21 protein-coding genes and 1 pseudogene are annotated in these 23784 nt (G+C 66.9%); 10 read left to right on the top strand and 12 right to left on the bottom strand.

Translation table 11 applies throughout. The features are described from left to right. Window positions 1-78 precede the first annotated feature (78 nt). Entirely contained in the window at window positions 79-1407 is a 1329-nt protein-coding gene (locus tag Q0Q48_RS09535) for an FAD-binding oxidoreductase (RefSeq protein ID WP_295136899.1), read from the top strand. A gap of 147 nt (window positions 1408-1554) precedes the next feature. Here the strand turns inward: Q0Q48_RS09535 and Q0Q48_RS09530 are convergent, their stop codons facing one another. The 4 genes and pseudogenes from Q0Q48_RS09530 to Q0Q48_RS09515 all read right to left on the bottom strand — a co-directional run bounded on the left by Q0Q48_RS09530 (window position 1555) and on the right by Q0Q48_RS09515 (window position 4583). Next, window positions 1555-2004, bottom strand: coding sequence for a hypothetical protein (locus Q0Q48_RS09530; protein ID WP_295136898.1), 450 nt, complete (start codon window positions 2002-2004; stop codon window positions 1555-1557). Further along, a complete protein-coding gene (locus Q0Q48_RS09525) occupies window positions 2001-2861 on the bottom strand; it encodes an alpha/beta hydrolase (protein ID WP_295136897.1) in 861 nt (286 codons plus the stop codon). Before Q0Q48_RS09525 ends, Q0Q48_RS09530 begins: the two co-directional genes overlap by 4 nt. Before the next feature lie 49 nt (window positions 2862-2910). Beyond that, window positions 2911-3584 (bottom strand): annotated as a pseudogene (locus Q0Q48_RS09520) (glutathione S-transferase N-terminal domain-containing protein). Between the two features lie 30 nt (window positions 3585-3614). After that, a complete protein-coding gene (locus Q0Q48_RS09515; RefSeq protein ID WP_295136896.1) occupies window positions 3615-4583 on the bottom strand; it encodes a tripartite tricarboxylate transporter substrate binding protein in 969 nt (322 codons plus the stop codon). 201 nt (window positions 4584-4784) lie between these two features. Here Q0Q48_RS09515 and Q0Q48_RS09510 point away from each other — a divergent pair, with 201 nt between their 5' ends. Together Q0Q48_RS09510 and Q0Q48_RS09505 are read left to right on the top strand one after the other, a co-directional pair. Further along, window positions 4785-6476, top strand: coding sequence for an amidase family protein (locus Q0Q48_RS09510; protein WP_295136895.1), 1692 nt, complete (start codon window positions 4785-4787; stop codon window positions 6474-6476). Between the two features lie 3 nt (window positions 6477-6479). Beyond that, entirely contained in the window at window positions 6480-6863 is a 384-nt protein-coding gene (locus Q0Q48_RS09505) for a TfoX/Sxy family protein (RefSeq protein ID WP_295136894.1), read from the top strand. Here Q0Q48_RS09505 and Q0Q48_RS09500 read toward each other — a convergent pair. The 4 genes from Q0Q48_RS09500 to Q0Q48_RS09485 all read right to left on the bottom strand — a co-directional run bounded on the left by Q0Q48_RS09500 (window position 6860) and on the right by Q0Q48_RS09485 (window position 13259). Beyond that, the gene (locus Q0Q48_RS09500) at window positions 6860-8455 is read right to left on the bottom strand and encodes a gamma-glutamyltransferase family protein (protein WP_295136938.1); all 1596 of its coding nucleotides are present in this window, start codon (window positions 8453-8455) and stop codon (window positions 6860-6862) included. The genes Q0Q48_RS09505 and Q0Q48_RS09500 overlap by 4 nt on opposite strands. 53 nt (window positions 8456-8508) lie before the next feature. Then, window positions 8509-9576, bottom strand: a complete 1068-nt coding sequence (locus tag Q0Q48_RS09495) for a divergent polysaccharide deacetylase family protein (protein ID WP_295136893.1) — start codon at window positions 9574-9576, stop codon at window positions 8509-8511. Between the two features lie 111 nt (window positions 9577-9687). Then, window positions 9688-12342, bottom strand: coding sequence for a bifunctional acetate--CoA ligase family protein/GNAT family N-acetyltransferase (locus Q0Q48_RS09490; RefSeq protein WP_295136892.1), 2655 nt, complete (start codon window positions 12340-12342; stop codon window positions 9688-9690). A gap of 32 nt (window positions 12343-12374) precedes the next feature. Then, complete coding sequence (locus Q0Q48_RS09485; RefSeq protein WP_295136891.1) at window positions 12375-13259, bottom strand: EamA family transporter; 885 nt, start codon at window positions 13257-13259, stop codon at window positions 12375-12377. 88 nt (window positions 13260-13347) lie between these two features. Between Q0Q48_RS09485 and Q0Q48_RS09480 the strand changes: the two genes are divergently transcribed. From Q0Q48_RS09480 to Q0Q48_RS09470, 3 genes are read left to right on the top strand one after another with little or no spacing between them, the layout of a single operon-like run. Next, window positions 13348-15033: an AMP-binding protein gene (locus tag Q0Q48_RS09480; RefSeq protein WP_295136937.1), complete on the top strand. Its 1686-nt coding sequence runs from the start codon at window positions 13348-13350 to the stop codon at window positions 15031-15033. Between the two features lie 20 nt (window positions 15034-15053). Beyond that, entirely contained in the window at window positions 15054-15659 is a 606-nt protein-coding gene (locus tag Q0Q48_RS09475; RefSeq protein ID WP_295136890.1) for an aminodeoxychorismate/anthranilate synthase component II, read from the top strand. A gap of 19 nt (window positions 15660-15678) precedes the next feature. After that, a complete protein-coding gene (locus Q0Q48_RS09470) occupies window positions 15679-16644 on the top strand; it encodes a tripartite tricarboxylate transporter substrate binding protein (protein ID WP_295136889.1) in 966 nt (321 codons plus the stop codon). A gap of 9 nt (window positions 16645-16653) precedes the next feature. Here Q0Q48_RS09470 and Q0Q48_RS09465 read toward each other — a convergent pair whose 3' ends face one another. The 4 genes from Q0Q48_RS09465 to Q0Q48_RS09450 all read right to left on the bottom strand — a co-directional run bounded on the left by Q0Q48_RS09465 (window position 16654) and on the right by Q0Q48_RS09450 (window position 20204). Further along, on the bottom strand, window positions 16654-18183 hold the full coding sequence (locus tag Q0Q48_RS09465) for a DHA2 family efflux MFS transporter permease subunit (protein WP_295136888.1): 1530 nt from the start codon (window positions 18181-18183) through the stop codon (window positions 16654-16656). Window positions 18184-18218: 35 nt separating this feature from the next. Then, complete coding sequence (locus Q0Q48_RS09460; RefSeq protein ID WP_295136887.1) at window positions 18219-19406, bottom strand: HlyD family secretion protein; 1188 nt, start codon at window positions 19404-19406, stop codon at window positions 18219-18221. After that, window positions 19399-19866 carry a MarR family transcriptional regulator gene (locus Q0Q48_RS09455; RefSeq protein WP_295136886.1) on the bottom strand — a complete coding sequence of 156 codons (468 nt, stop codon included), beginning with the start codon at window positions 19864-19866 and terminating at the stop codon, window positions 19399-19401. Before Q0Q48_RS09455 ends, Q0Q48_RS09460 begins: the two co-directional genes overlap by 8 nt. Before the next feature lie 137 nt (window positions 19867-20003). Beyond that, window positions 20004-20204, bottom strand: a complete 201-nt coding sequence (locus Q0Q48_RS09450; RefSeq protein WP_295136885.1) for a heavy metal-associated domain-containing protein — start codon at window positions 20202-20204, stop codon at window positions 20004-20006. 70 nt (window positions 20205-20274) lie between these two features. Here Q0Q48_RS09450 and trpD point away from each other — a divergent pair, with 70 nt between their 5' ends. The 4 genes from trpD to glp are packed head-to-tail and all read left to right on the top strand — an operon-like array spanning window position 20275 to window position 23781. Continuing rightward, window positions 20275-21288, top strand: a complete 1014-nt coding sequence (gene trpD, locus Q0Q48_RS09445; RefSeq protein WP_295136936.1) for an anthranilate phosphoribosyltransferase — start codon at window positions 20275-20277, stop codon at window positions 21286-21288. Beyond that, window positions 21285-22085, top strand: coding sequence for an indole-3-glycerol phosphate synthase TrpC (gene trpC / locus Q0Q48_RS09440; protein ID WP_295136884.1), 801 nt, complete (start codon window positions 21285-21287; stop codon window positions 22083-22085). The genes trpD and trpC overlap by 4 nt, the downstream gene beginning before the upstream one ends. Beyond that, complete coding sequence (moaC, locus tag Q0Q48_RS09435) at window positions 22082-22558, top strand: cyclic pyranopterin monophosphate synthase MoaC (protein WP_295136883.1); 477 nt, start codon at window positions 22082-22084, stop codon at window positions 22556-22558. Before trpC ends, moaC begins: the two co-directional genes overlap by 4 nt. 8 nt (window positions 22559-22566) lie before the next feature. Next, a complete protein-coding gene (gene glp, locus Q0Q48_RS09430; protein ID WP_295136882.1) occupies window positions 22567-23781 on the top strand; it encodes a gephyrin-like molybdotransferase Glp in 1215 nt (404 codons plus the stop codon). Window positions 23782-23784 lie beyond the last annotated feature (3 nt).

Below are 23784 nucleotides of genomic sequence, written 5' to 3'. Positions count from 1 at the left end.
GGAACGTACCGCGCCGGGTTCCGGCGCGTAAAGCGTGCGATACACTGTTCCGCAGCGCGTACAGTCCCAGGAAGGTCGATGTCCCCACCCGTCCAGCCCGTCGTCAGCGACGAGAAACTCCCGCCCTCGGCCGAAATCGTGGTGATCGGCGCCGGCATCGCGGGCAGCACCGCGGCGTATTGGCTGGCGAAAAAGGGCCACAGGGTCGCGCTGCTCGACAAAGGCGTAATCGGCGGCGAGCAGACCAGCCGGAACTGGGGCTGGTGTCGCCAGCAGCATCGCGACCTGCGCGAACTGCCGCTCGCCATGAAGAGCCTGGAGATCTGGGGCGATCTCTCCCGCGAGTTGGGCGCCGAGACCGGTTTTCGCCGCACCGGCCTCACCTACGTCACCGATCGCCCGGCCGATTTCGCGCAGTGGGAGGAGTGGACCCTCAAGGCCCGCGAATACCAGATGCACAGCCGAGTGCTGAGCGCCGCCGAGGCGACGGAATTCACGCCCGGCAGCACCGGCCGGTGGATCGGCGGCGTGCATTCGCCGACCGACGGCCGCGCCGAGCCGTCGCTGGCCGGCCCCGCGATTGCCGAAGGCGCCCGGAAGCTCGGCGCCACACTCCATCAGAATTGTGCCGCACGCGGCCTCGACATTGCCGGCGGCAAGGTAGCCGGAGTCATTACCGAGCACGGAATCATCCGCACGCAGACGGTGCTGCTGGCGGGCGGCGCCTGGAGTTCCGTTTTCTGCCGCCGGCACGATCTCCGCCTCGCGCAGGCCAGCGTGCGCTCGACCTCCTTCTCCACGATGGCGGCTCCCGAGGTAACCGGTGGTGGCCTGTCCCTGCCCGATGTCACGATCCGCCGTCGCCTCGACGGCGGCTACACGGTGGGTCTGGGCGGACGCGGCCTCGTCGAACTGTCTCCGCAGGGCCTGCTCTATGCCCGCCAGTTCTGGCCGACCTTCAAGAAGCGCCGCGCCGGCCTCACCTTCGGCATCGGCCGCTCCTTCCTCGAAGGGCCGGAATCCTTCGCCAACTGGTCGTTCGACCTCGAGTCACCCTTCGAGCGCCAGCGCACGCTCGATCCCGCCGCCGATCCCGTGCTCGTCCAGCGCGGCCTCACGCGGCTAGGCGATCACTATCCTGCGCTGAAGGGCTTGAAAGTCGCGCATGCCTGGGGCGGCCTGATCGATTCGACGCCCGATGGCATCCCGGTGATCTCGGCCGTCGATCCCCTGCCCGGCCTCTTCCTCTCGACCGGCTATACCGGCCACGGCTTCGGCATCGGTCCCGGCGCCGGCCGGCTCGCGGCGGACCTCATCTCCGGTGACCCGCCCATCGTCGACCCCACGCCCTTCCGCTACAGCCGCATGATCGACGGCACCGACCTCGGCGCGCCAGGCATGATGTAGCTCGGCGCGAAACTCCGTCATCTAGACCGGAGCGCCGTAGGCGCGTAGCGGAGAGATCCTCTCTCCACGAATAGCCGGCTTTTGGTAGAGCGAAGGTCTCTCCACTACGCCTCGCACGCGAGGCTCCGGTCGAGACGACGGGGAGTTTTAGTACGTCGTCCCCGTCGGCCCGTAGCCCGTGATCTGCAGCACGACCGGCGTATCCCGCGTCTCCGCGAAATGCGGATCGGACGGCGGCTCGGTGTAGAAGCTGCCGGGCGGCAATGCCTTCAACGCGTTGGCATCGAAGACCTTGCCGTAGCCGAAGTACCAAGTGCCCGAGATCACCGTGCCGATTCGATCGTCGGGATGGGTGTGGGCCGCGATCCGCGTGTTGGCCGGTATGCGCAGCATGATCGTGTAGAGGCCGGGCTTCGTCGGGTCGCCCTTGAGGACGATCGTCTCGATGGCGGCGATGCCAGAAGTGCCCGCCCCGGCCGACGCAGCCGTCGAGAAGTCGAACTCGGCCGGCGGCTTGCGTTGCTGGGCCGGCGGATCGGCCGCCAGCGCGCCCGTCACGACGAACGCCAGGAGTGACGCGAGGACAACGCGCCTCATGGTCCGAGGAACTTCGTCACGAGGGCGACGGTCGCCTCCGGATTCTCTTCCATGATCCAGTGGCCGGCATTCGGCACGACACCTTCCGTGACATCGCTCGCGGCGAACCGCATCACGGCGGCCATCGTCAGGCCGAACGACTTCTCGCCACCCAGCGCCAGCACCGGCATGGCGAGCTTCGTCTCGGCCAAGCGCTTGTTGTCGATCTCGTCCTGGGCGAAGGCGGCGAACTGGGCGAAGCCCGCCCGCATGCCGCCGGGCTGGGCGTAGCGCGCGGCATAGAAGGCGCGCGCCGCCTCGCCGAACTTCGCCGGATCGGCGGAGAATTCGTTCCAGAAGCGGTCGAGATAGATGCGCTCCCGCCCCGCGACCAGCCGCTCGGCGTCGGGGCCACGGAAGTTGAAGTGCCAGAGGAGCGGATTGCGCAGGATCTGCTCCCACGGGCCAATGCCGGGCAGCGGCGCATCGATGACGACGAGCTTCTCGGTGTCGTTGCGATATTGCGCGGCATAGGCGTAGGCGACCATGTTGCCGATGTCGTGGGCGACGATCGCGGCGCGACCGATGCCCAGGGTCTGAAGGACTGTCCTCATATCCTGTGCCTGCGTGGCCTTGTCGTAGCCTGCCTCGGGCTTGGACGAGAGGCCGAGCCCGCGCAGGTCGGGGGCGATGACGGTTCGCGTCGCCATTAGCGCGGCGGCCATCGGGCCCCACATCTCGCTGGTCTCGCCATAACCGTGGAGCAGCAGGACGGCCGGTCCCTTTCCGCCCACCCAGACGTGAATGTCAGCCCCCTTCGTGGCGATCTGCTGCGCACGAAATCCGGCCGGCAGGGCCGGAACACTCGATTCGGTCATGCAACCGATGTGCGCCCCGGCCGCGCCAATGTCGAGAGACAATCGGGTTTCAGGCGACCTTCTTGCCGAGATGCGGGAACATCGCGAGCTTCGCTGCCTCGTCCATCTCGGCCTTGAACGCGTGCTTGTCCTTGAGGGCAAGCGCACGGGCCGCCGCCGGCCGCGCATTGATCTCGGCAAGGTGACGCTGGACGTTGGGGAACTGCTTGGGCGCCTCGGCTCCCAACACGAACGGGATCAGGCGCGACCAGCCCCACACCGCCATGTCGACGATGCTGTAGGCATCGCCGACATGAATTGCTGCTTGCCAAGTCGCGACTCGAGGATGCCCCAGTGGCGCTGCGCCTCGAACGTGTAGCGGTTGACGGCGTATTCCTTGGGCTCGGGCGCGAAATTGCGGAAGTGTACGGCCTGCCCCGAATATGGGCCGATCCCCGAGGCGACGAACATCAGCCACGACAGCATCTCGCCCTTTTTGGCAGGCAGGAACTTGCCAGTCTTTTCGGCGAGGTAAAGCAGGATCGCGTTGCTGTCGAACACGGTCTCGCCGTCGTCGACGATGGCCGGGACCTTGGCGTTGGGATTGATCGCCAGGTATTCCGGCGAATGCTGCTCGCCCTTACGGGTATCGACCGGCACCAGCTCGTACGGCAGGCCCATCTCTTCGAGGCAGAGCGCAACCTTCATCGGGTTCGGCGCCATGTTGTAGTAGAACTTGATCATCACACTCTCCGTTGCGCTCGAGGTCGATCGTTATTCCGGCTTGGCGCCGGACTGCTTGATGATGGGATCCCAGAAGGCCATCTGGTCATCGTAGAACTTCTTGGCCTGCTCCGGCGTCGAATCGACCAGCTCGATGGCGAGTTCGTCTGCCTTCTTGACCATGTCGGGCTGCTTCAGCGCCTGATTGAAGGCGGCATTCAGCCTGTCGATGATCGGCCGCGGCGTCCTGGCGGGCGCATAGACCGCGTACCAGGTGTTGATCGCGTAATCGAAGCCCGTGGACTCCTTGATCGTCGGCACATCGGGAAGCTGCTTCAGCCGCTTGTCTGAAGCGACGCCCAGCACGCGCACCTTGCCGCCGTCGATGAAGCCCTTGCTCGACTGCAGCGTGTCGATCTGGAAACCGTGGCGGCCGGCGATCATGTCGACCATGCCGGGCGCCGAGCCCCGATAGGGTACGTGCAGCGCATCGCCGCCGGCGCGGTTGGCAAACAGGTAGCTCGCGAGATGGATCATCCCGCCATTGCCGGAAGAGGCATAGGAATACTTGCCGGGATCCTTGCGCAGCATGCCCACGAGTTCCGTCGTGGACTTCGCGCCGTCGATCGGCGCCAGCAGGATCAGCGGCACGCTCGCCACATAGGCGATGGCCGCCAGCCCGTTCACCGGGTCGTAGCCGAGTTGTTTGCCATAGAGCGCCGGCGCCATAGCCATGGTCGAGGCGCTGAACAAGATAGTGTAGCCGTCGGGTTTGGCGTCGGCGACCATCGCGGTGCCGATATTGCCGGTCGCGCCGGGCTTGTTCTCGACCACCACCTGCTGGCCCAGGATTTCAGAAACTCGCGGCGCCAGCAGGCGCCCGACCACGTCGGTCGGTCCGCCGGCGGCGAAGGCGATGATCATGCGGATCGGCTTGTCGGGATAGGTCTGCGCGGCGGCAGGCGCTGCCAAGGCGCTCGCTGCGAGCGCGGCGAGCGCGCACCGTCGTGTGAACTTCATCGTTTGGCCTCCCCGTACTCAACTTTTGCAAGGGAGTTTAAGGCGGTGCAGGTGGCATGCAACGGAGTCGGGTCGCGTGGCGAACCTCCAACGGGGCGCGAAAGGGAATTGATCGTAACCAGCTTGGCGGCGCTTGACGCATTCATCATGTAAAGATGCGCGTGCCGCCAATCTTGGCGACAAAAACCACAGGTGATTGTCGTGACCGAACCCACCAAAGGCGCCCGACCGCCGGCCGATGGCGGCCTCAAGCGCCGCGAACTGGCCATGATGCCGGCCGTGCTGGGCGTGGCGGGATCGGGACCGGCTTCGGCACAGCCGGCGATCGCCGTCGGCAACGCGTCGCTGTCGGACCTGCAGGAGGCGCTGGCGCAGGGCCGCGTCACGTCGAGCGAGCTGACCAGGGCCTATCTGGCCCGGATCGACGCCTATGACCGGCAGGGGCCGGGCCTCAACTCCGTGCGGACGACCAATCCCGACGCCCTGTCGATCGCCGCCCGCCTCGATACCGTGAAGCCATCGGCCACCCAGGCGCTCGCCGGCCTGCCTATCCTGGTGAAGGACAATATCGCCACCGGCGACAGGCAGCCTACGACGGCAGGCTCGCTAGCCCTTGGAGGCGCGTACGCCAGGGATGATGCGCCGGTGGTCAGGAAGCTGCGCGAGGCCGGCGCGGTGATCCTCGGCAAGGCAAACCTCACCGAATTCGCCAACGTCCTCGCTGTCGGCATGCCGTCGGGCTACAGCTCCATCGCCGGCTATGTCCGGAACCCCTACTCGCCCAAGCTGATGTCCAATGAAGCACCGGCGGTCCTGCCGGGCGGCTCCAGTGCCGGCTCCGCCGTCGCCGTCGCGGCCGGCCTCTGCGCCGCGGCGATCGGCACGGAGACTTCGGGTTCGCTGCTGAGCCCCGCCACCCAGAACGGTCTCGTCACCGTGAAGCCGACGGTCGGCCTGATCAGCCGCAGCGGCATCATCCCGATTTCGCACAGCCAGGACACGGCCGGGCCCATGACCCGAACCGTGCGCGACTCGGCGATCCTGCTGAACGTGCTGGCGGCGCGCGATCCGGACGATCCCGCGACGCATCTGTTGCAGCGGCCTGACGACTATACCAGCGGGCTCGACAAGGACGGGCTGAAGGGGGCGCGCATCGGCGTGCCGAGCGACCCCGGCGATCCACTCAACGATCCCTTCTATGGCCCGCTTTCCCCGCGCGCGAAGGAAGTGATGGCGCACGCGATCAAGGTGCTCGAGGAGCTGGGCGCCACGGTCGTGCGGGCGGCGATTCCGGCGATCGGCTGGATCGGCGGCCCGGGCACGACCATGCCGGTGCTCAATCGCAACCCGTTCAGCCCGGCCAGGGGCACGCCGGGGCCTGCATCCATCGTCTTCCTCTACGAGCTGAAGCGCGACCTCAATCTCTACCTGCGCGATTGGGCGACCAATACGCAGATGAAGACGATGGCCGACATCATCGCCTTCAACGCCGAGAATGCCGACAAGGCGCTGCGCTACGGGCAGGACCTGTTCCTGGCCGCCGAAGCGACCCGGGGCGATCTCTCCGAGCTGGAATACAAGTCGGCGCGCGCGATGGACCTGATGGCCGCTAAGGAGCGCGGCATGGATGCCTATATGAACCAGCACCGACTCGACGCCGTGGTGTTTCCCGGCGCCAGCGGTTCTACGATCGCGGCAAAGCCGGGCTACCCCAGCGTCCAGGTGCCGGCAGGCTTCATCTCCGGTGTCGGCAAGACGGAAACACCCGACTATCCGCTTGGATTTACCTTCGCCGGCCGCGCCTGGAGCGAGGCCACGCTGCTGCGCCTCGCCTATGCCTACGAACAGGCGACGAACGCGCGCCGTCCACCGCCGGACCTGCCGGCGTTGTAACCGATGGTCGCCAGCGCCGGCTTCGCCGAATTCCTGCGCGAGCAGCTGGCCCCGCTCGGCCACATCACGACGCGGCGCATGTTCGGAAAGACCGGTGTGTTCTGCCGTGGGCTGATGCTGGGCATCGTCAGCGACGACACGCTCTATCTGCGGGTCGACGACCAGAACCGCACCCTCTTCAAGGAAGCCGAGGCCGCGCCGCCTCTCAGCTACGTGAAAAAGGGCGTCACCATCGACCTCGCCTACTGGCCCCTGCCCGACCGTCTGCTCGACGAACACGACGAGTTTCTGACCTGGGCTCGCGCGGCGCTGGCTGCCGCGCGACGCGGCGCGGCGGCGCGGGAGAGATCTGGCAAGAAAAGCTCCACCAGCCCGCGACGCACTTAAACCGCGATCACAACGCCGTCGTGGCCAGGATCGGCGCCACCGTCCAGGCCGTCCTCGTGGATGCGGATACCGTGGACGGCGGCGAAGCCGAAGCCGTAGGGGCTGCGGACGACGGGATAGCCCAGCGCCTGCAGCTCGCGTTCGACCCGGCCCTGGATGCGGTTGGAGATGTCGATCGCATCCGAGGTCGCCGAGAATCGCGGCGCGCTGACCGCCTCGACCATGGTCATGCCGAAATCGAGCGCGTTGAGGATGACGTGCAGCACGCCCATGGCGATCTGCGTGGCGCCGGGCGCGCCGATGATCAGGTGCGGCTTGCCGTCCTTGAAGATGATGGAGGGAACGACCGAGCTGAAGCGCGCCTTGCCCGGCGCGATCGAGCCGGCGCGGCCCGGGCGCGGATCGAACACGCCCATGCAGCCATTGTACATGAAGCCCAAGCCCGGGGTGATCACGCCCGAAGGCATGCCCAGCGAATGGGTCATGGTGAAACAGTTGCCGTCCTTGTCGAGGACCGAAATATGCGTGGTGTCCTTGGAAACCGCACCCGAGTTGAAGCGCGTCACGCTGGCCTTCTTGCCGCGCGCGATCTCGGCTGCCATGGCCTTGGCATAGGCCTTCGAAGTCAGTTCCCCGACCGGCACCGTCACGAACTTCGGATCACCGACCTTCGCATCCTTGTCGATCGTGGCCCGCTTCATTGCTTCGGTCACGATGCGCAGATGCTCGGTGGAGCCATGCTCCAGCGCACCGATGTCGAAATTCTCCAGGATGTTCAGCATCTCGATCAGCATCACGCCGCCGCCCGGCGGCTGGTTGGTCGAGACCTTGTAGCCGCGATAGTCGCCCCACAGCGGTTCGTTGCGCACGGTCCTCCACGCCTTCAGATCCTCGATCGACAGCAGTGCGTCGTTCTTCTTCATGTCCTCGGCAATCGCGTGAGCGATTTCGCCGGAATAGAAGACGTCGGCGCCACCCCTGGCGATGGTGCGCAAGGTCTGGCCGTAGTCGCGGTTGACCACCCGGTCGCCCACCCGCTTCGGCACGCCGTCGGGCCGGCAATAGAGTTCGCGCGCGGCCGGCGTGAATCCGGTGCGCTCGAAGTTCGGCGCGCGGCCGAAGGCGCCGTCATCGGCCCACCAGAAATGGACGTGCGGCCGCACAGTCCAGCCGTTCTCGGCCCAGTGGATAGCCGGCTCGACGATGCGCGACCAGGGCAGGCTGCCATGCTCCTTGTGCGCATCGTAGTACATCTTGAGATTGGCCGGCGCGCAGATCGACTTGTAGCCGATGTCGTTCACCCTGCCCTTCAGGATGAAGCCGTATCCATCGCGCGCCTCGCTCTCGATCAGGTCGGCCCACATGTCGGGCCGCGCGGCCAGCGGCGCCGGCGCGTGGGCGTCGATGTAGCCGTGGAACTTCTTGCCGGGCATGTAGATGCCGCAGGAGCCGAAGCCGGCGATGCCGCACATCTGCGGATCGACGACACCCTGCACCAGCGCGCAGGCGATGCCCGCGTCCACGGCATTGCCGCCCTCGCGCAGCACGTCCGCGCCGGCCTCCGTCGGCTCGGGCTGCGGGGCCACGATCATCGCCTGCTTGTTGTATCGCACGTCGCTTCCTCCAACTCACTTGTTGGCGCGACTCAATCCCAACCGTTGCGCTTGCGCAATATCGCGGTCGAGGGCGCGAGGGCGAGCCCCTTGCCCTGCACCGTCGGCAGCCACTCCGCCAGCGCCTGCAGCGTCGATTCGTGCGGATGGCCGATCGCCACGACGAACCCCTGGCGACGCGCCACCGCTTCGGTCTCGGCGAGCTTGCGCCGCACCGCTTCGACCGAGTCCTCGTCGTCGAGGAAGACGTGGCGCACGATCGACGGCACACCGATTTCCTGCGCCGTCTGGTCGCCCACCGATTGCGGACTGGTCCGCGAATCGAGGAACATCAGGCCGCGCGGCTTGAGCTGGCGCATCACCACCTCCATGTCGGCACGGTTGGCGGTGAAGCGGCTGCCCATGTGGTTGTTGATGCCGACATAACCGCCGAAACTCTCCAGCGCGATCAGCAGCTTCTGGCGCACCTCGACGTCGGGCATCGACACCATCAGTGCCCCCGGTCCGGGATCGTTGCGACCGCTGGGTTCCATCGGCATATGCAGCATCAGCTCGTGGCCCCGCGCCCGCGCCGCGCGTGCCTGCTCGGGCAGGTCCCTGGCGTAGGGCAGGAACGACATGGTCATCGGCCCCGGCAACTCCCAGGCGCGCTTCGAGCGCGCGCGGTCGAGGCCCACATCGTCGATCACGATCGCGACCAGCGGCTTGCTCCTGAGATCGCGAAAGGGCACGGCGTTGCGGCGCCAGGTCTGTTCGGCCTGGAAGGTGGCCGCGACCTTCTTAACCGGCGGCTTTTCCTCGAGCGTCGGCATCGGCTTCCCAGGCTCGGCCTCGGTGTATTTCGGGAAGTCCGGCAGCTCCTCGATGCGCGCGTATTTCGGCGCGACGGCCGGCCCCGTCGCCGCGGCGCTGCGCTTCATGTCCTCCAACGTGTCGCGCGCCACGCGCTCGCTGCCTCGCAAGTCGAGTCGTTCGGCGATCCAGTAGCCGCCGAACACGCTCCCGACGAACATCGCGATCACCGCGACGACGATCGAGGGCCAGCGATGCCTCGCGACCCAGGCAGAAAGCCCGGCGAAACGGCTGCGCAGGCGGTCCACGATGCCAGGCGGCCGCTTCGGACTCCTTCTGTTCGTCTTCCCGCTTCTGTTCTTCCTCGACGCCATCTGAGCGTTATGCCCTAACCTCTTGGCGCGAGCCACTATTTGGCCTCAATCCAGGGCGCCGAGCGACTTCACGACCCGGATGTCGGGCTCGCCGGACCGGCCGCTCTCCCGACGGAATCCGACCTGCTTGGCAAGGTCGAGCATCTTGCGGTTCTCGCGCAGAACGTGCCCGACCACCCGCTTGATGCCGCGCGACTTGCCGTAATGCAGCACGTGCCGCAGCAGCAACTCGCCATAGCCGCGCCCCTGGCGATCCGAGGCAACGGTAAGCGCGAACTCGGCCTGCTGGAAATCCGGATCGGCGACGAGGCGACCGACTCCGACCATCTCGTCGCCGTCGAGCAGCACGAACGCCATCTCGCGGTCGTAGTCGATCTGCGTGAGCCTTGCCGCGAGCTCGTGGCTGAGTTCACGCATGGGGCCGAAGAAGCGCATGCGGACGTCCTCTGGCGTCAGCCGCCGCGTGAAGGCCTGCAGCGTGGGTTCGTCGTCGGGCCGGATGGGACGGATGCGCAGCTTTTCCTCGCCATGCTGGATCTCGGCCTCGAGCTCCACCGGATAGGGCCGGATGGCGAAGCGTGCCGCCCGCTCCTGCCCCTTCTTCTGATGATTCACCACGATGCGTGCATCGAGCGCGATCACGCCGTCGGCGTCGGCCAGCAGCGGATTGATGTCGAGCTCGGCGATCTCCCCGACATCGGCGATCAGCTGCGACAGCCGCACCATGGCCGCGCCCACCGCGTCGCGATCGGCCGGTGCGCGGTCGCGATAGCCGCGCAGCAGGCGATCGACGCGGGTACGGCTCAGCGCATCCTCGGCCAACACGGGATCGAGCGGCGGCAGGGCCAGTGCCTTGTCGTCGATCACCTCGGCGGCCACCCCACCATGGCCGACCAGCAGGATTGGCCCGAACACGGGATCCTCGGCGGCGCCGAGAATCAGTTCGACGGCGTGCGGGCGACGGATCATGGGCTGGACCACGAACCCGTCGATCCTGGCCTTGTTGGCCAGCACCAGGATCTTGCCGGTCATCTCACGGACCGCGTCGTGGACGGCCTGCTCGGACGCCAGGTCGAGCGATACTCCGCCGACGTCGCTCTTGTGGGTGATGTCGCGCGACAGGAGCTTCACCGCGACGGGAAATCCGATTCGCACCGCGATCGCGGCGGCCTCGGCCGCGTCGCGCGCGATCTCGGTCGGCACGACGGGGATCCCGTAGGCTGCCAATACCCGCTTGGCCTCCGGCTCAGTCAGAACCTTGCGCTTGTCGGCCAGGGCCCCCTGCACGATCGACCGCACGAGCGCTGTGTCGGACCGCAGGTCCGGCACGGAGGGCGGCGTGCGCTGCAGGGCACGCTGGCCGCGACGATACTCGACGATGTGCATGAAGCCGCGGACCGCGCGCAACGGCGTGTCGTAGGCGGGAATGCCGGCGTCGTGCAGCACGTCTCGACCGGCCTGTGCCTCGCGCCCGCCGATCCAGCAGCCGATCACCGGCACGACCTTGCGGCCGGCGGCCCCCGTGATCGCGCGCGCCGCGTCGATCGATGAGGTCAGCGACGTCGGCACGTTCATGGCCAGCACCGCGCCGACACCGCGATCATCTGCCAGCCCGTCGAGCGCGGCGGCGTAGCGCGGCCCGTCGGCATCGCCCACGATGTCGACCGGGTTGGCGCGCGACCACCTCATCGACATCTGCTTGTCGAGCCGCGCGATGGTCGTCGGCGACAGCGTGGCCATCTCACCACCTTCGTCGATCAGCAGGTCGGTGGCGATGATTCCAACACCGCCGCCATTCGTCAGGATCGCCAGTCGCTCCGTGCGCGGCGCGATGCTGTGGCCCAGAGTTTCGGCCGCATCGAACAGTTCGCCCAGGCCCAGGACCCTCACGAGGCCTGCGCGGGCGAAAGCCGCGTCGTAGACGGCGGCCGATCCCGCCATGGAGCCCGTGTGCGACGCCGTCGCCTGCGCTGCCGCGGCGTGGCGGCCGCCCTTGAGCACGATCACCGGCTTGATGCGCGCCACGCCGCGCGCCGCCGACATGAACTTGCGCACCTGGGTGATGCCCTCGACGTACATCAGCACCGCGCGCGTATCGGCATCGCGCGCCAGCATGTCTAGCACGTCGCCGAAATCGACGTCGGCCATGTCGCCCATCGAGATCAGGTGGGAAAAGCCGATACCCTGCGCCACGCCCCAGTCGGCGAGGCCGGCCAGCACGGCGCCCGACTGGGCAACCGCGGCGATGCGTCCAGCCTTGAACCGGGTCGGGCCGAAGCTCGCATTGAGTCCCAGCCGGGGAGCGGCGTAGCCGATGCAATTGGGGCCGATGATGCGCAGAAGGTAAGGTTGCGCCGCCCGCAGCAGCCGCTGGCGCCACTGCGCATTGACCGAGGCGGCATCGGAACCGTTGCCAGGGCCGGAACTGATCACCACGGCCGCCCTCGTCCCTGCCTCGCCCAGCGCCACGATCAAGCTGGGAACGGTCGGCGCAGGCGTCATGATCACGGCGAGATCCGCCGGCGCCGGCAGATCCGACACCTTGCGGAAGACCGTCCGGCCCGCAATCGTGCCGCCCTTGCGGTTCACGAGGTGGATCTCGCCCTGGAAGCCGCCGGCCAGCGCGTTGCGCGTGACGGCGGCGCCGACGGATCCGGGGCGTTCGGTGGCGCCGATCATGACGACCGAGCGCGGGGACATGAGTCTATCGAGATTGCGGGTCGACATACCCTCTAGAAGAGCGCCGGTCCGTTCATCAGCACAAGCCCCGAAACGATCACGAACGCCGCAGCCACCCGGCGGCCGCCGAACGGCTCGCCGAGGATGAGCGTGCCGATCAGCGCCCCGAACAGCACGGACGTCTCGCGCAGCGCGGCGATATGGGCCATGGGCCCAAGCGCCAGCGCGTAGATCGCGATGCCATAGCCGACATTGGCGATCACGCCGCCCCCGACCCCGCGATACCAGGTCTTCTTCATGTGCGACCAGACGGTCGCCGGTCGCTTCCAGAAGGCGAGCACCAGCAGCCACGGCCCCTCGAGCACGGCGAGCCAGGCGATATAGGAGATGCGATGCTCCAGCGTCTCGCCCGCGGCGCGAACGCCCATGCCATCGGAGATGATGTAGCCCGCGATGGTGACGCCCGTCAGCACTGCGAACAGGGTCGCCAGCCCATGACGGCTGCCCGGCCTCGGCACGATGTTCTTCAGGGGCAGCGCGAGCGCCACGAGGCCGAAGCTCAGCAGGAACACGCCGATGATGTCCTGTGTCCGGAGATGCTCGCCGATCACCCGGCCCGATACCAGGGCCACCAGCAGCGGCCCAAGGCCTCGCGCGATCGGATAGGTGTGGCTGAGATCGCCGTAGGAATAGGCCTTCAGCAAGAAGAAGTAGTAGGCGACGTGGATCGCGACCGAAAGGATGAGGAATTTCCAGGCGCCCGGTTCGATCATCGGCACGAACGGCACGATGCAGAGCCCCATGACCGTTCCGGTGGTCATGATCAGGCCGAAGGTCGCGAGCCGGTCGGATTGATCCGCCTTGAGGATGGCGTTCCAGGTGGCGTGCATAAGCGCTGCTGCCAGCAGCAGCGCGACGATCAGGGGCTCGACGACCAAGGGGGCGACTTTCTTCTTGTTGCCCTCACCCTACGCCCGTGCCCAAGATCGAGAAAGGGCGGAAACGAGAACGAGGCATGCGATGACGATCGAGGGATACAAGGCAGCGCGCGACTTCATGCTGGCCCATCGCGGCGACTATGCGACGGCCTATCGCGATTTCCTCTGGCCCGAGATGGATCGGTTCAACTGGGCGCTTGACTGGTTCGACGGCGAGTTGGCGCGCGGCACCTTGGCGAACCAGCCCGCGCTCAAGATCGTCGGCGATGGCGCGGCGAGCCTCACCTTTGCCGAGCTGTCGGAACGCTCCAACCGAGTGGCCAACGGCCTGCGGGCGCTTGGCGTCAAGCGCGGCGACCGCATGCTATTGATGCTGGGCAACGTGGCACCACTGTGGGAAGTGATGCTCGCGGCGATGAAGCTCGGCGCCGTCGTGATCCCCGCCACCACCCTGCTCACACCGGTCGATCTCGCCGACCGCTTCGAGCGTGGTCGCGCGCGCCACGTCGTGGCCGCCGCCGGCGAAGCAGCCAAGTTCGACGGTTTCGACAAGAGCCTGACGCGCATCGCCGTGGGTGACGCGCCGGCAGGCTGGCATTCGTACGCCAAGCTGCTCGACCATCCGGCCCAGTTCACGCCGGACGGCCCTACCAATGCCGACGATCCGATGCTGCTCTATTTCACCTCAGGCACCACGGCCAAGCCCAAGCTCGTGCTGCATTCCCATCGCAGCTATCCGGTTGGCCATCTCACCACGATCTTCGTGCTGGGCCTGCGGCCGGGCGACGTGCACCTCAACATCTCCTCGCCTGGCTGGGCCAAGCATGCGTGGAGCTGCTTCTTCGCCCCGTGGATCGCGGGCGCCACGATCTTCATTGCCAACCAGCCGCGTTTCAACGCGCGCTACCTGCTGGACGCCGTCGTCGCCAACGGCGTGACCACGCTCTGCGCGCCGCCGACGGTGTGGCGCATGCTGATCCAGGAAGACCTCAAGTCCTGCAGAACCTCGCTGCGCGAGGTGCTGGCCGCCGGCGAGCCGTTGAACCCCGAGGTGATCGAGCAGGTCGAGAAGGCTTGGGGCCTGACGATTCGTGACTTCTACGGCCAGACCGAGACCACGACCCAGGTCGGCAACCCGCCCGGTCAGCCGATCAAGCCCGGCTCGATGGGTCGCCCCCTGCCCGGCTACAGGATCAGGCTGCTCGATGCCGACGACAAGGATGCGGAGGAAGGCGAGATCTGCATCGACCTCTCGGCCCGGCCGGCGGCCCTGATGCAGGGCTACCAGCAGGATGACGGCTCGATCATGCCCCTCACCGGCGCCGTCTATCGCACGGGCGACGTCGCCTCGCGCGATGCCGAAGGGTACCTGACCTACGTCGGCCGCGCCGACGATGTCTTCAAAGCGTCGGACTACCGGATCAGTCCGTTCGAGCTGGAAAGCGTGCTGATCGAGCACCCGGCCGTGGCCGAAGCTGCCGTGGTGCCGGCTCCCGATGCGATGCGCCTGGCCGTTCCCAAGGCCTACATAGCGCTGACCGCCAGCGGCAAACCCGACCGCGCCACGGCGCTCTCGATCTTCCAGCACCTGCGCGGCCGCCTCGCGCCGTTCAAGCGGGTCCGCCGCCTCGAATTCGCCGAGCTGCCCAAGACCATCTCCGGGAAGATCCGCCGAGTCGAACTCCGCCGCGACGAGGAAAGGCGCGCCGCCGATTACCAGCGCGGCGCAGGCGAATTCCGGGAGGAGGATTTCCCCGAACTGACGAAGGGCTGAGAGCCTGATAGAATGGTGCCATGCTTCTCCTGATCGATAACTACGACAGCTTCACCTACAACCTCGTCCACTTCCTGGGCGACCTCGGCGCGCGCTGCGTCGTGCATCGCAACGACCAGATCACGGTCGATGAGGCGCTGGCGCTGAAGCCGGCGGGAATCGTGCTCTCGCCCGGCCCCTGCACGCCCAATGAGGCCGGCATCTGCATGGACCTGATCCGCGCGGCCGCCAAGGAACAGCTGCCGCTGTTCGGCGTCTGCCTCGGCCATCAGGCGATCGGCCAGGTGTTCGGCGGCCATGTCGTGCGGGCGCCCGAGCCGATGCATGGCAAACTGTCGGGCATCATCCACAAGAACCAGAGCGTCTTCGAGGACGTGCCCTCGCCCTTCCAGGCGACGCGGTACCACTCGCTGATCGTCGACCGGAAGGATTTCCCCAAGGACCTCGAGGTCACCGCCGAGACCAGTGACATCATCATGGGTCTGCGGCACAAGAGCCTGCCAATCCACGGCGTGCAGTTCCACCCCGAGAGCATTGCCTCGGAGCACGGCCACAAGATTCTCGAGAACTTCCTCAAGATCGCGGGCGACCACCCGAGCCAGCAGAACAAGAAAAAGGCGGCCTGATCCGCCGGAAGGAAACGCCATGATCGATCGCCGCACGCTTTTCCTCTCGCTGGCGGCGACCGCCGCGTCGCCTCGAGCTTTCGCGCAGGCGTGGCCGGCCAAGCCGATCCGCATCATCGTACCCTTCCCCGCGGGCCAGGCGACCGACATCCTGGCGCGCATGATGGCGGAGCAGCTGACCAAGGCGCTTGGCCAGCAGGTGATCGCCGAGAACCGGCCCGGCGCGGGCGGGCAGATCGGGGCCGATGTCGCGGCCAAGGCAGCACCCGACGGCTACACGCTGCTGATGGTGACGATCTCGACGCACGGGATCAGCCCGGCGCTTTATCCGAAGCTGCCCTACGACCCGCAGAAGGACTTCGCGCCGATTGCCAATATCGGGCTGACGCCGCAGGTGCTGATGACCAGCCTGAAGAGCGCCATCAATTCGGTCCCCGACCTCGTTGCCAAGGCCAAGGCCGGGGCGGATCTCAACTACGGTTCCTCGGGCAACGGATCGGCCAGTCATCTCGCGGTCGAGATGCTGAAGAGCGCGGCCGGCATCAAGCTCACGCACGTACCGTTCAAGGGCAATGCCGAGGCCCAGCTCGCGCTGCAAAGCGGCGACATCCAGCTCTTGTCCGACGCCGTTCCCGGCGCCGTCGGTCCAGTTCGGTCCGGCAAGGTGAAGGCGATCGGCATCGCCGACCAGCGCCGCTCGCCCTTTCTCCCGGACGTGCCGACGGTCGCCGAGCAAGGAATCCAGGGCGTCGTCGCCGTCGGCTGGATCGGCCTCTCGGCGCCTGCCAAGACACCCGAGCCGATCCTCGACAGGCTGAGCGCCGAGGTCATGCGCATCCTCACGGACCCCGCGGTGCTGGAGAAGATGAAGAGCCTGTCCTTCGTCCCGGCCAAGGAATCGCGCCAGGAGTTCGAGGCCTATATCGCGATCGAGAACACCAAGTGGCGCAAGATCATCCAGGACGCCGGCGTGAAGATCGAGTAGCGCCCTGCGCTACTCCAGCACCGCGTGCCCCGCGCCACCCTGCCCGTTCGCCTTGCGCAGCAGCAGGATCAGCGGCAGCGCCAGCAGGGCCACCAGCATCATCAGCTTGAAGTCGTTGGCATAGGCTATGATGGCAGCCTGCTTCGTCACTTCGGCATTGAGTGCGGCTCGTCCCACCGTGGTCGCCATGTTCCAGAACTGTGCCGGACCACTCAGGGCGAGCGCATCGTTGAACGGCGTCACCTGCCCCGCCAGCTCGGAATGGACGAGCTGCGTGTTACGCGTCAGCAGGAAGATCACCAGCGAGATGCCGATGCTGGAACCGATGTTGCGCATCAGGCTGTAGAGCGCCGTGCCCTGGGTGCGCAGGTGCCCCGGCAGGGTCGCGAAGGTGATGGTCGAGAGCGGGACGAACATGAAGCCCAGCCCCATGCCCTGCAGCACGCCGGTGCGGATCAGGGTCCACTCGGACACGTTCGGCGTGAAGCCCGTCATCTCCCACAGCACAGCCGCGGTGATCAACAGGCCGGCACCCAGCAGCAGTCGCGGATCGACTCGGTTGATCATGCGGCCCACGATCATCATGGCCAGCATGGTGCCCATGCCGCGTGGCGCCAGAATGAGACCCGCCGTAACGACGGGATAGCCCATCAGACTCTGCAGATAGGGCGTGATCAGTGCCAGCGAGGCCAGCAGGATGATGCCGACCACGAAGATGAAGCACAGCCCGACCGAAAAATTGCGGTCCTTGAAGATGCTCGGGTCGATGAAGGGATTCTTCACCGTGAAGGTCTGGACGAGGAACAGATAGAAGGCGAGCGCGGCCAGCACGGCCTCGATCACGATCTCGGTCGAGGAGAACCAGTCGATCTGCTCGCCTCGGTCGAGCATCATCTGGAACGAGCCGATGGCGATGCTGAGCATCGCAAAGCCAAACCAGTCGAAGGAATCGCGGCGTGTCTTCGTCTCCTCGAGATAGGCCGAGAGGCCGAGGAAGGTCACCAGGCCGATCGGCACGTTGATGTAGAAGACCCAGCGCCAGTTGTAGGCCTCGGTCAGCCAGCCGCCCAGGGTCGGGCCGAGGATGGGACCCACCATGACACCCATCCCCCACAGGGCCATCGCCGAGCCGTGCTTCTCCTTCGGATAGGAATCAAGCAGCACAGCCTGCGACAGCGGGACCAAAGAGGCGCCGAACAGGCCCTGCAGCAGGCGGAACAGCACCATTTCCGGCAGCGACGTGGCAATGCCGCACAGGACCGAGGCGCCGGTGAAGCCCGCGACCGCGATCTGGAACAGCCGCTTGCGGCCGAGACGGGCCTCGAGGAAGCCGGTCACGGGCGTCGCAATGGCAGCGGCCACGATGTACGAGGTCAGCACCCAGTTGATCTGGTCCGTCGTCGCCGACAGCGAGCCCTGCATGTAGGGCAGCGCCACGTTGGCGATGGTCGTGTCCAGCGCCTGCATGATCGTCGCCAGCATGACGCAGAGCGTCAGCGGGACGATGTGTTGCGGAAGGGCTTTGGTTGATGTGGTCATTGCTGGGCGCGCGCCACTCCCGTGGCGCGTCCTGATCAGAAGCCGCTGAACAGGTCGCGGAGCTGGCGGTGATGGCCGGTGTCGATCTCGACAAAGGCGCTCATGCCGGTGCGCAGCGGCGGCGCGCCGTCCGGCATCTCGACATTGAGGCGGATCGGCACGCGCTGCACGACCTTCACCCAGTTTCCGGTCGCGTTCTGGGCCGGCAGCACGGAGAATTCCGCACCCGTCGCCGGCGCCAGGCTGGTGACGGTCGCCTGCCACTCCCGGCCGGGATAGGCATCGATCGAGACCGTCGCCTTGTCGCCCGGCTTCAGGTTCGCGAGGTCGGACTCCTTCGGGTTCGCCTCGACCCAGACGTCCCGCGTCGAGACGAGGCTGAACGCCGGCTGGGCGGCCGGGAGGTATTCGCCGGGCAGCAGGGCGTCGACATTGGTCACGATGCCGGCCATCGGCGCGACCACAATCGTGTGCTTCAGGTCGCGGCGCGCTTTGTCGACCTGGGCCTGGGCCGCGAGGTAATTTGCGTTCTGCTCGATCGGCGCATCGGCGCGGCCCCCGAGCTGTGCCAGGGCGGCCTCGGCGTCATGCTGCGCCACAAGAAGGCGCTCGCGCGCGGTATCGAGGTCGCGTTTGGCCTGGTCGTAGGTCGCCTGGGCGGAGACGCCGCGCTTCAGCAGGTCCTGCTGGCGCTGGGCGGCCGTCTCGTAGAAGCCGATGTCGGTCTTGGCCTGCTCGATCTGCGCCAGCTTCTGGCGGTAGGTGGCTTGCTGCGTCACAATCTGGTTGCGCACGGTGCCGAGATTGGCCTCGGCGCCCGCCAGCGCAATCCTGAACGGCTCCTGGTCGAGCGTGAACAGGACCTGGCCCTTCTCCACCTTCTCGCTCTCATGCACGTCGACCTTGGCCACGATACCGGAAACGTCGGTCGCCACGGTGAGCTTGCCGGCATGGACGTAGGCATTGTCGGTCGAGACGTAGCGGCCGCCCGTCACGTAGGCGAACAGGCTGCCGGCCAGGACCACGGCGGGGCCCAGCACCAGCAGGATTCGGCGCAGACTGCGGGGTTTAAGCGTCGCGTTGGATTTTTCTTTTGGCTTCGCAGCGTCGAAACGCTGCAAAAGTTTCTCTGCCGCGACCTGGTCGGCATCGTTGGCGACCGGCGTGGGCGCAGGGACGTCGTCGGTGAGTTCGCTCCGGCGAAAAGAACTCCTGTTAGCCATTGTCAGCACTCCTCTCGCTGGCGGGCGTCGAGGCCTTGGCCAGCAAATTGGACTTCATGCGGCTCAACAGCTTGAAAAGCTGGTCACGCTCGGCGTTAGCGACGCCCTCCAACGCCTCGGCACGGGTGGCGGCTCCAATGGCGAAGATGTCGGCCAGCAGCGGATGGGCCTTCCCGGTCAGGAACAACTGGCGGATGCGCCGGTCGGTCGCATGCGCCCGCCTCTCCACCAGGCCCGCCTCCTCCAGCCGGTCGAGTAACCGCGTCAGGGTGATCGGCTCGACTTCGAGGATGTCGGCCAGACCGCTCTGCTGGATGCCTTCGTTGCGCGCGAGATGCGCGAGGACCTGAAACTGCGAACGAGTGAGCCCGAGTCCGCGCGCATTCTGCTCGAAACGTTTGCGCATCAACCGCGCCACGTCGTGCAGCAGGAAACCAAGATTTCGTTCGGGAAGTTCCATCGGCCCATCTCTTGAGTTTCCTTAAGATAAGCTTGCTTACTATTTTGACAAGGGTGAAAGCTCCCAACCGACAAAATGGGGAGAATTCTTATTAGGAATCAGTGAATTAGAACTGATCCCTCATGTAAGACGACGCCTTACGGCGCGATGCCGAAACCCGCGCGCTGGACCGCCTTGGTGATCGCCGCGACGTCGGCGCCCGCGGGAAGGCGCATCTCCCCGCTCTTGAGGTCGACGGAAATAGGCGCGGTGCCGGCGCCGGTGACGGCACGCGTGACGGCCTTTACGCAGCCGTCGCAATCCATGCCGGTGACCTTGAGGATGAGTTCTTGTGCCATGTGATATAGCTTCGCGCCCGCCGGCCAAACCGGCAAGAGGCAAAGTACGGGGTTCTGGGTGAGCGGCGACATCGACGATTTTCGCGGCCTTCTGGCCAAGGTGGGTAACGGCGAGACCCTCGGCATCGACGAGGCGGAGCGCGCCTTCGACATCATGACCTCGGGCGATGCGACGCCGGCCCAGATGGGTGCCTTCCTGATGGGCCTCAAGGTGCGCGGCGAGACGGCCGAGGAACTAGCGGGCGGCTCGCGCGCGCTCCGGGCCAAGGTGCTGCGCGTGAAAGCCCCCGAGGGCACGATCGACATCGTGGGCACCGGCGGTGATCATCACGGCACCTACAACGTCTCCTCCTGCTCGGCCTTCGTCGTGGCGGGTGCCGGCGTCCCGGTCGCCAAGCACGGCAATCGCGCCTTCACGTCCAAGTCCGGCGCGGCCGACGTGCTGTCGGCGTTGGGCATCGGCCTCGAAGTGCCGATCGAGGCGCTGGAGAAGGCACTCGTCGAGGCCAAGGTCTGCTTCCTGATGGCGCCGCGCCACCACAGTGCCATGCGCAACGTCGCTGGCCCGCGGGTCGAGCTGGCGCCCTCGCGCACGATCTTCAACCTGCTGGGGCCGATGTCGAACCCCGCCCTGGTGAAGCGCCAGCTCGTGGGCGTTTTCGACCGCCGTTGGCTGAAGCCGGTGGCGCAGGCCCTGGGCCAGCTCGGGCTGGAGCGCGCGCTGGTCGTGCATGGACAGGACGGCATGGACGAACTCACCACCACGACGGCGAGCTGGGCCGCCTCGCTCGAGAACGGCAAGGTGACCGAGATCGAGATCGCGCCGGAGGAGATCGGCGTCAGGCGTGCGACGCTCGACGAACTCAAGGGCGGCGACGCGGCACACAATGCCGAGGCGATCCACGCGCTGCTGGGCGGTGCGAAGAACGCCTTCCGGGACATCGTGCTGCTGAACAGCGCGGCCGCGCTCATGGTCGCCGGCAAGGCGCGTGACCTGAAGGAAGGCGCGGCGATGGCCGCCCAATCGATCGACAGCGGCAAGGCCCGCGAAGCGCTGGCGACGTTGAAGAGGATTTGCGCATGAGCGACACGCTCGACCGGATCGTTGCCGACAAGAAGGTCCATGTGGCCGCCTGCAAGGCGCGGCGCTCCCTGGCCGAGATCGAAGCGCTGGCGCGTGCCGCCGACAAGCCGCGTGGCTTCGCCCGGGCGCTCAAGGCCACGATCGCCGACGGCCGCTACGGGCTGATCGCCGAGATCAAGAAGGCCTCGCCCAGCAAGGGGCTGATCCGACCCGACTTCGACCCGCCCTCCCTCGCCCGCGCCTATGAGCGCGGCGGCGCGACGTGTCTGTCGATCCTGACCGACGAACCCTACTTCCAGGGCAAGGACGAGTTCCTGACTGAGGCGCGCTCGGCGGTGAAGCTGCCGGCGCTGCGCAAGGATTTCATGATCGATCCCTATCAGGTGCCCGAAGCGCGCGCGCTGGGCGCCGACTGCATCCTGCTGATCATGGCCTGCCTCGACGACGCGCTGGCGGCCGAACTGGCGAAGCTCGCGCATGACTGGGGCATGGACGTGCTGGTCGAGGTGCACGACGCCGCGGAGTTGCTGCGCGCGCTCAGGATCGACGCCGACCTGTTCGGCGTGAACAACCGCAACCTCAAGACGCTGGCCGTCGATCTCGCCACGACGGAGAAGCTGGCGCCCATGGTGCCGAAGGATCGCGTGCTGGTGGCCGAGAGCGGCCTCGGCTCGCCAGCCGACCTCGCCCGTATGGCCAGGGTCGGCGCCTCGGCATTCCTGATCGGCGAGAGCTTCATGCGCAAGCCCGACGTCGAGGCGGCGGTGCGCGAGATCCTGGTCAAGCAGGCGGCATGAGCGACCTCACCCATTTCGACGAGTCCGGCAACGCCCACATGGTCGATGTCGGCGACAAGGAGATCACCGAGCGCATCGCCATCGCCTGCGCCACTGTGACGATGCAGGCCGCGACCCTGAAGCTGATCCGCGACAAGAAGGCCAAGAAGGGCGACGTGCTCGCGGTGGCGCAGCTTGCCGGCATCATGGCGGCCAAGAAGACGCCCGACCTGATCCCGCTCTGTCATCCGCTCGCGCTGTCGTCGGTCGCAGTGGTCCTGACGCTCGACGAAGCGCGCAACGCCGTCGACATCGAGGCGACCTGCAAGCTGAAGGGCCGGACCGGCGTCGAGATGGAAGCGCTGACGGCAGCCTCCGTCGCCGCCCTCACCGTCTACGACATGTGCAAGGCGGTCGACCGCGGCATGGTGATCTCCGAGGTGAAGCTCCTCCACAAGTCCGGCGGCAAGTCGGGGACATGGGAAGCACGATGAAGCCAGGAATGCTGTCCGTTCGCGATGCCCATGCCCGCGTGATCGCGGCGTTCGCCCCCCTTCCGTCGGAGGTGGTGTCGGTCGCGGATGCGGCCGGCCGTGTGCTGGCGGTGCCGCCAGAGGCACGGCTGACCCAGCCGCCGGTGGATCTCTCCGCCATGGACGGTTATGCCGTGCGCGCAGCCGACGTGCCCGCCACGCCGACCACCCTCAACCTGGTGGGCCAGGCGCCGGCCGGCGGCTCCTACGATCATGCGTTGAAGCCCGGCGAGGCCGTGCGCATCTTCACCGGCGGTCCTCTGCCGATGGGCGCCGATTCGGTCGTGATCCAGGAAGACACGAAAGCCGACGGTGCGAAGGTCACCATCCTCGAGGCGCCACGACTCGGCCGGCACGTCCGCAAGGCCGGCCTCGATTTCTCCAGCGGCGACACGCCGCTGAAGGTCGGGCGCACCCTCACGACGCGCGACCTCGCCTTGGCCGCCGCGATGAACCACCCCTGGCTCTCGGTCTATCGCAAGCCTCGGGTCGCCATCCTCTCCACCGGCGACGAGCTCGTGATGCCGGGCGAGCCGGTGGGACGAAACCAGATCGTCTCCTCCTCCGGCATCGCAGTCGCCGCCCTGGTTCGCGGATGGGGTGGTGAACCAACGCTGTTCGACATCGCACACGACGATGCAAAGCTGATCGAAAGCAAGATCGAGGCTGGCGCGCAGCACGATCTGTTGATCACCCTGGGTGGCGCGTCGGTCGGCGACCATGATCTCGTCCAGGCGGCCCTGCAGGCGCAGGGCTTCGAAATGGACTTCTGGAAGATCGCCATGCGCCCGGGCAAGCCGCTGATGTTCGCCGCGCGCGATCGCGCGCGCGTGCTCGGCCTGCCGGGCAATCCCGTCTCGACCATGGTCTGCTCGCTCCTGTTCATGAAGCCCGCCCTGCAGCGGATGCTGGGCCAGGCGGGCGATCTCGTGACGACCGTACCCGCCCGGCTCGCAGTCGACGTGAAGCAGAACGACCAGCGCGAGGACTATGTCCGAGCCCGCCTGAACCGCAGCCCCGACGGTACGCTCACCGCACACCCGCATCCGGTTCAGGACAGCTCGATGCTCTCGGTTCTGGCCGCCTGCGACGGCCTGATGATCCGCCCGCCCCACGATCCCGCGCGCAAGGCGGGCGACCTCGTGCAGGTTGTCGATCTCGCGAGCCTTCCGGGCGGGTACTGATCC

The sequence above is a fragment of the uncultured Reyranella sp. genome (genome assembly GCF_945957355.1).
GTDB lineage: Bacteria > Pseudomonadota > Alphaproteobacteria > Reyranellales > Reyranellaceae > Reyranella.
The sequence above is the reverse complement of the archived record's forward strand: the minus strand, read 5'-3'. Positions and strand labels throughout refer to the sequence as shown.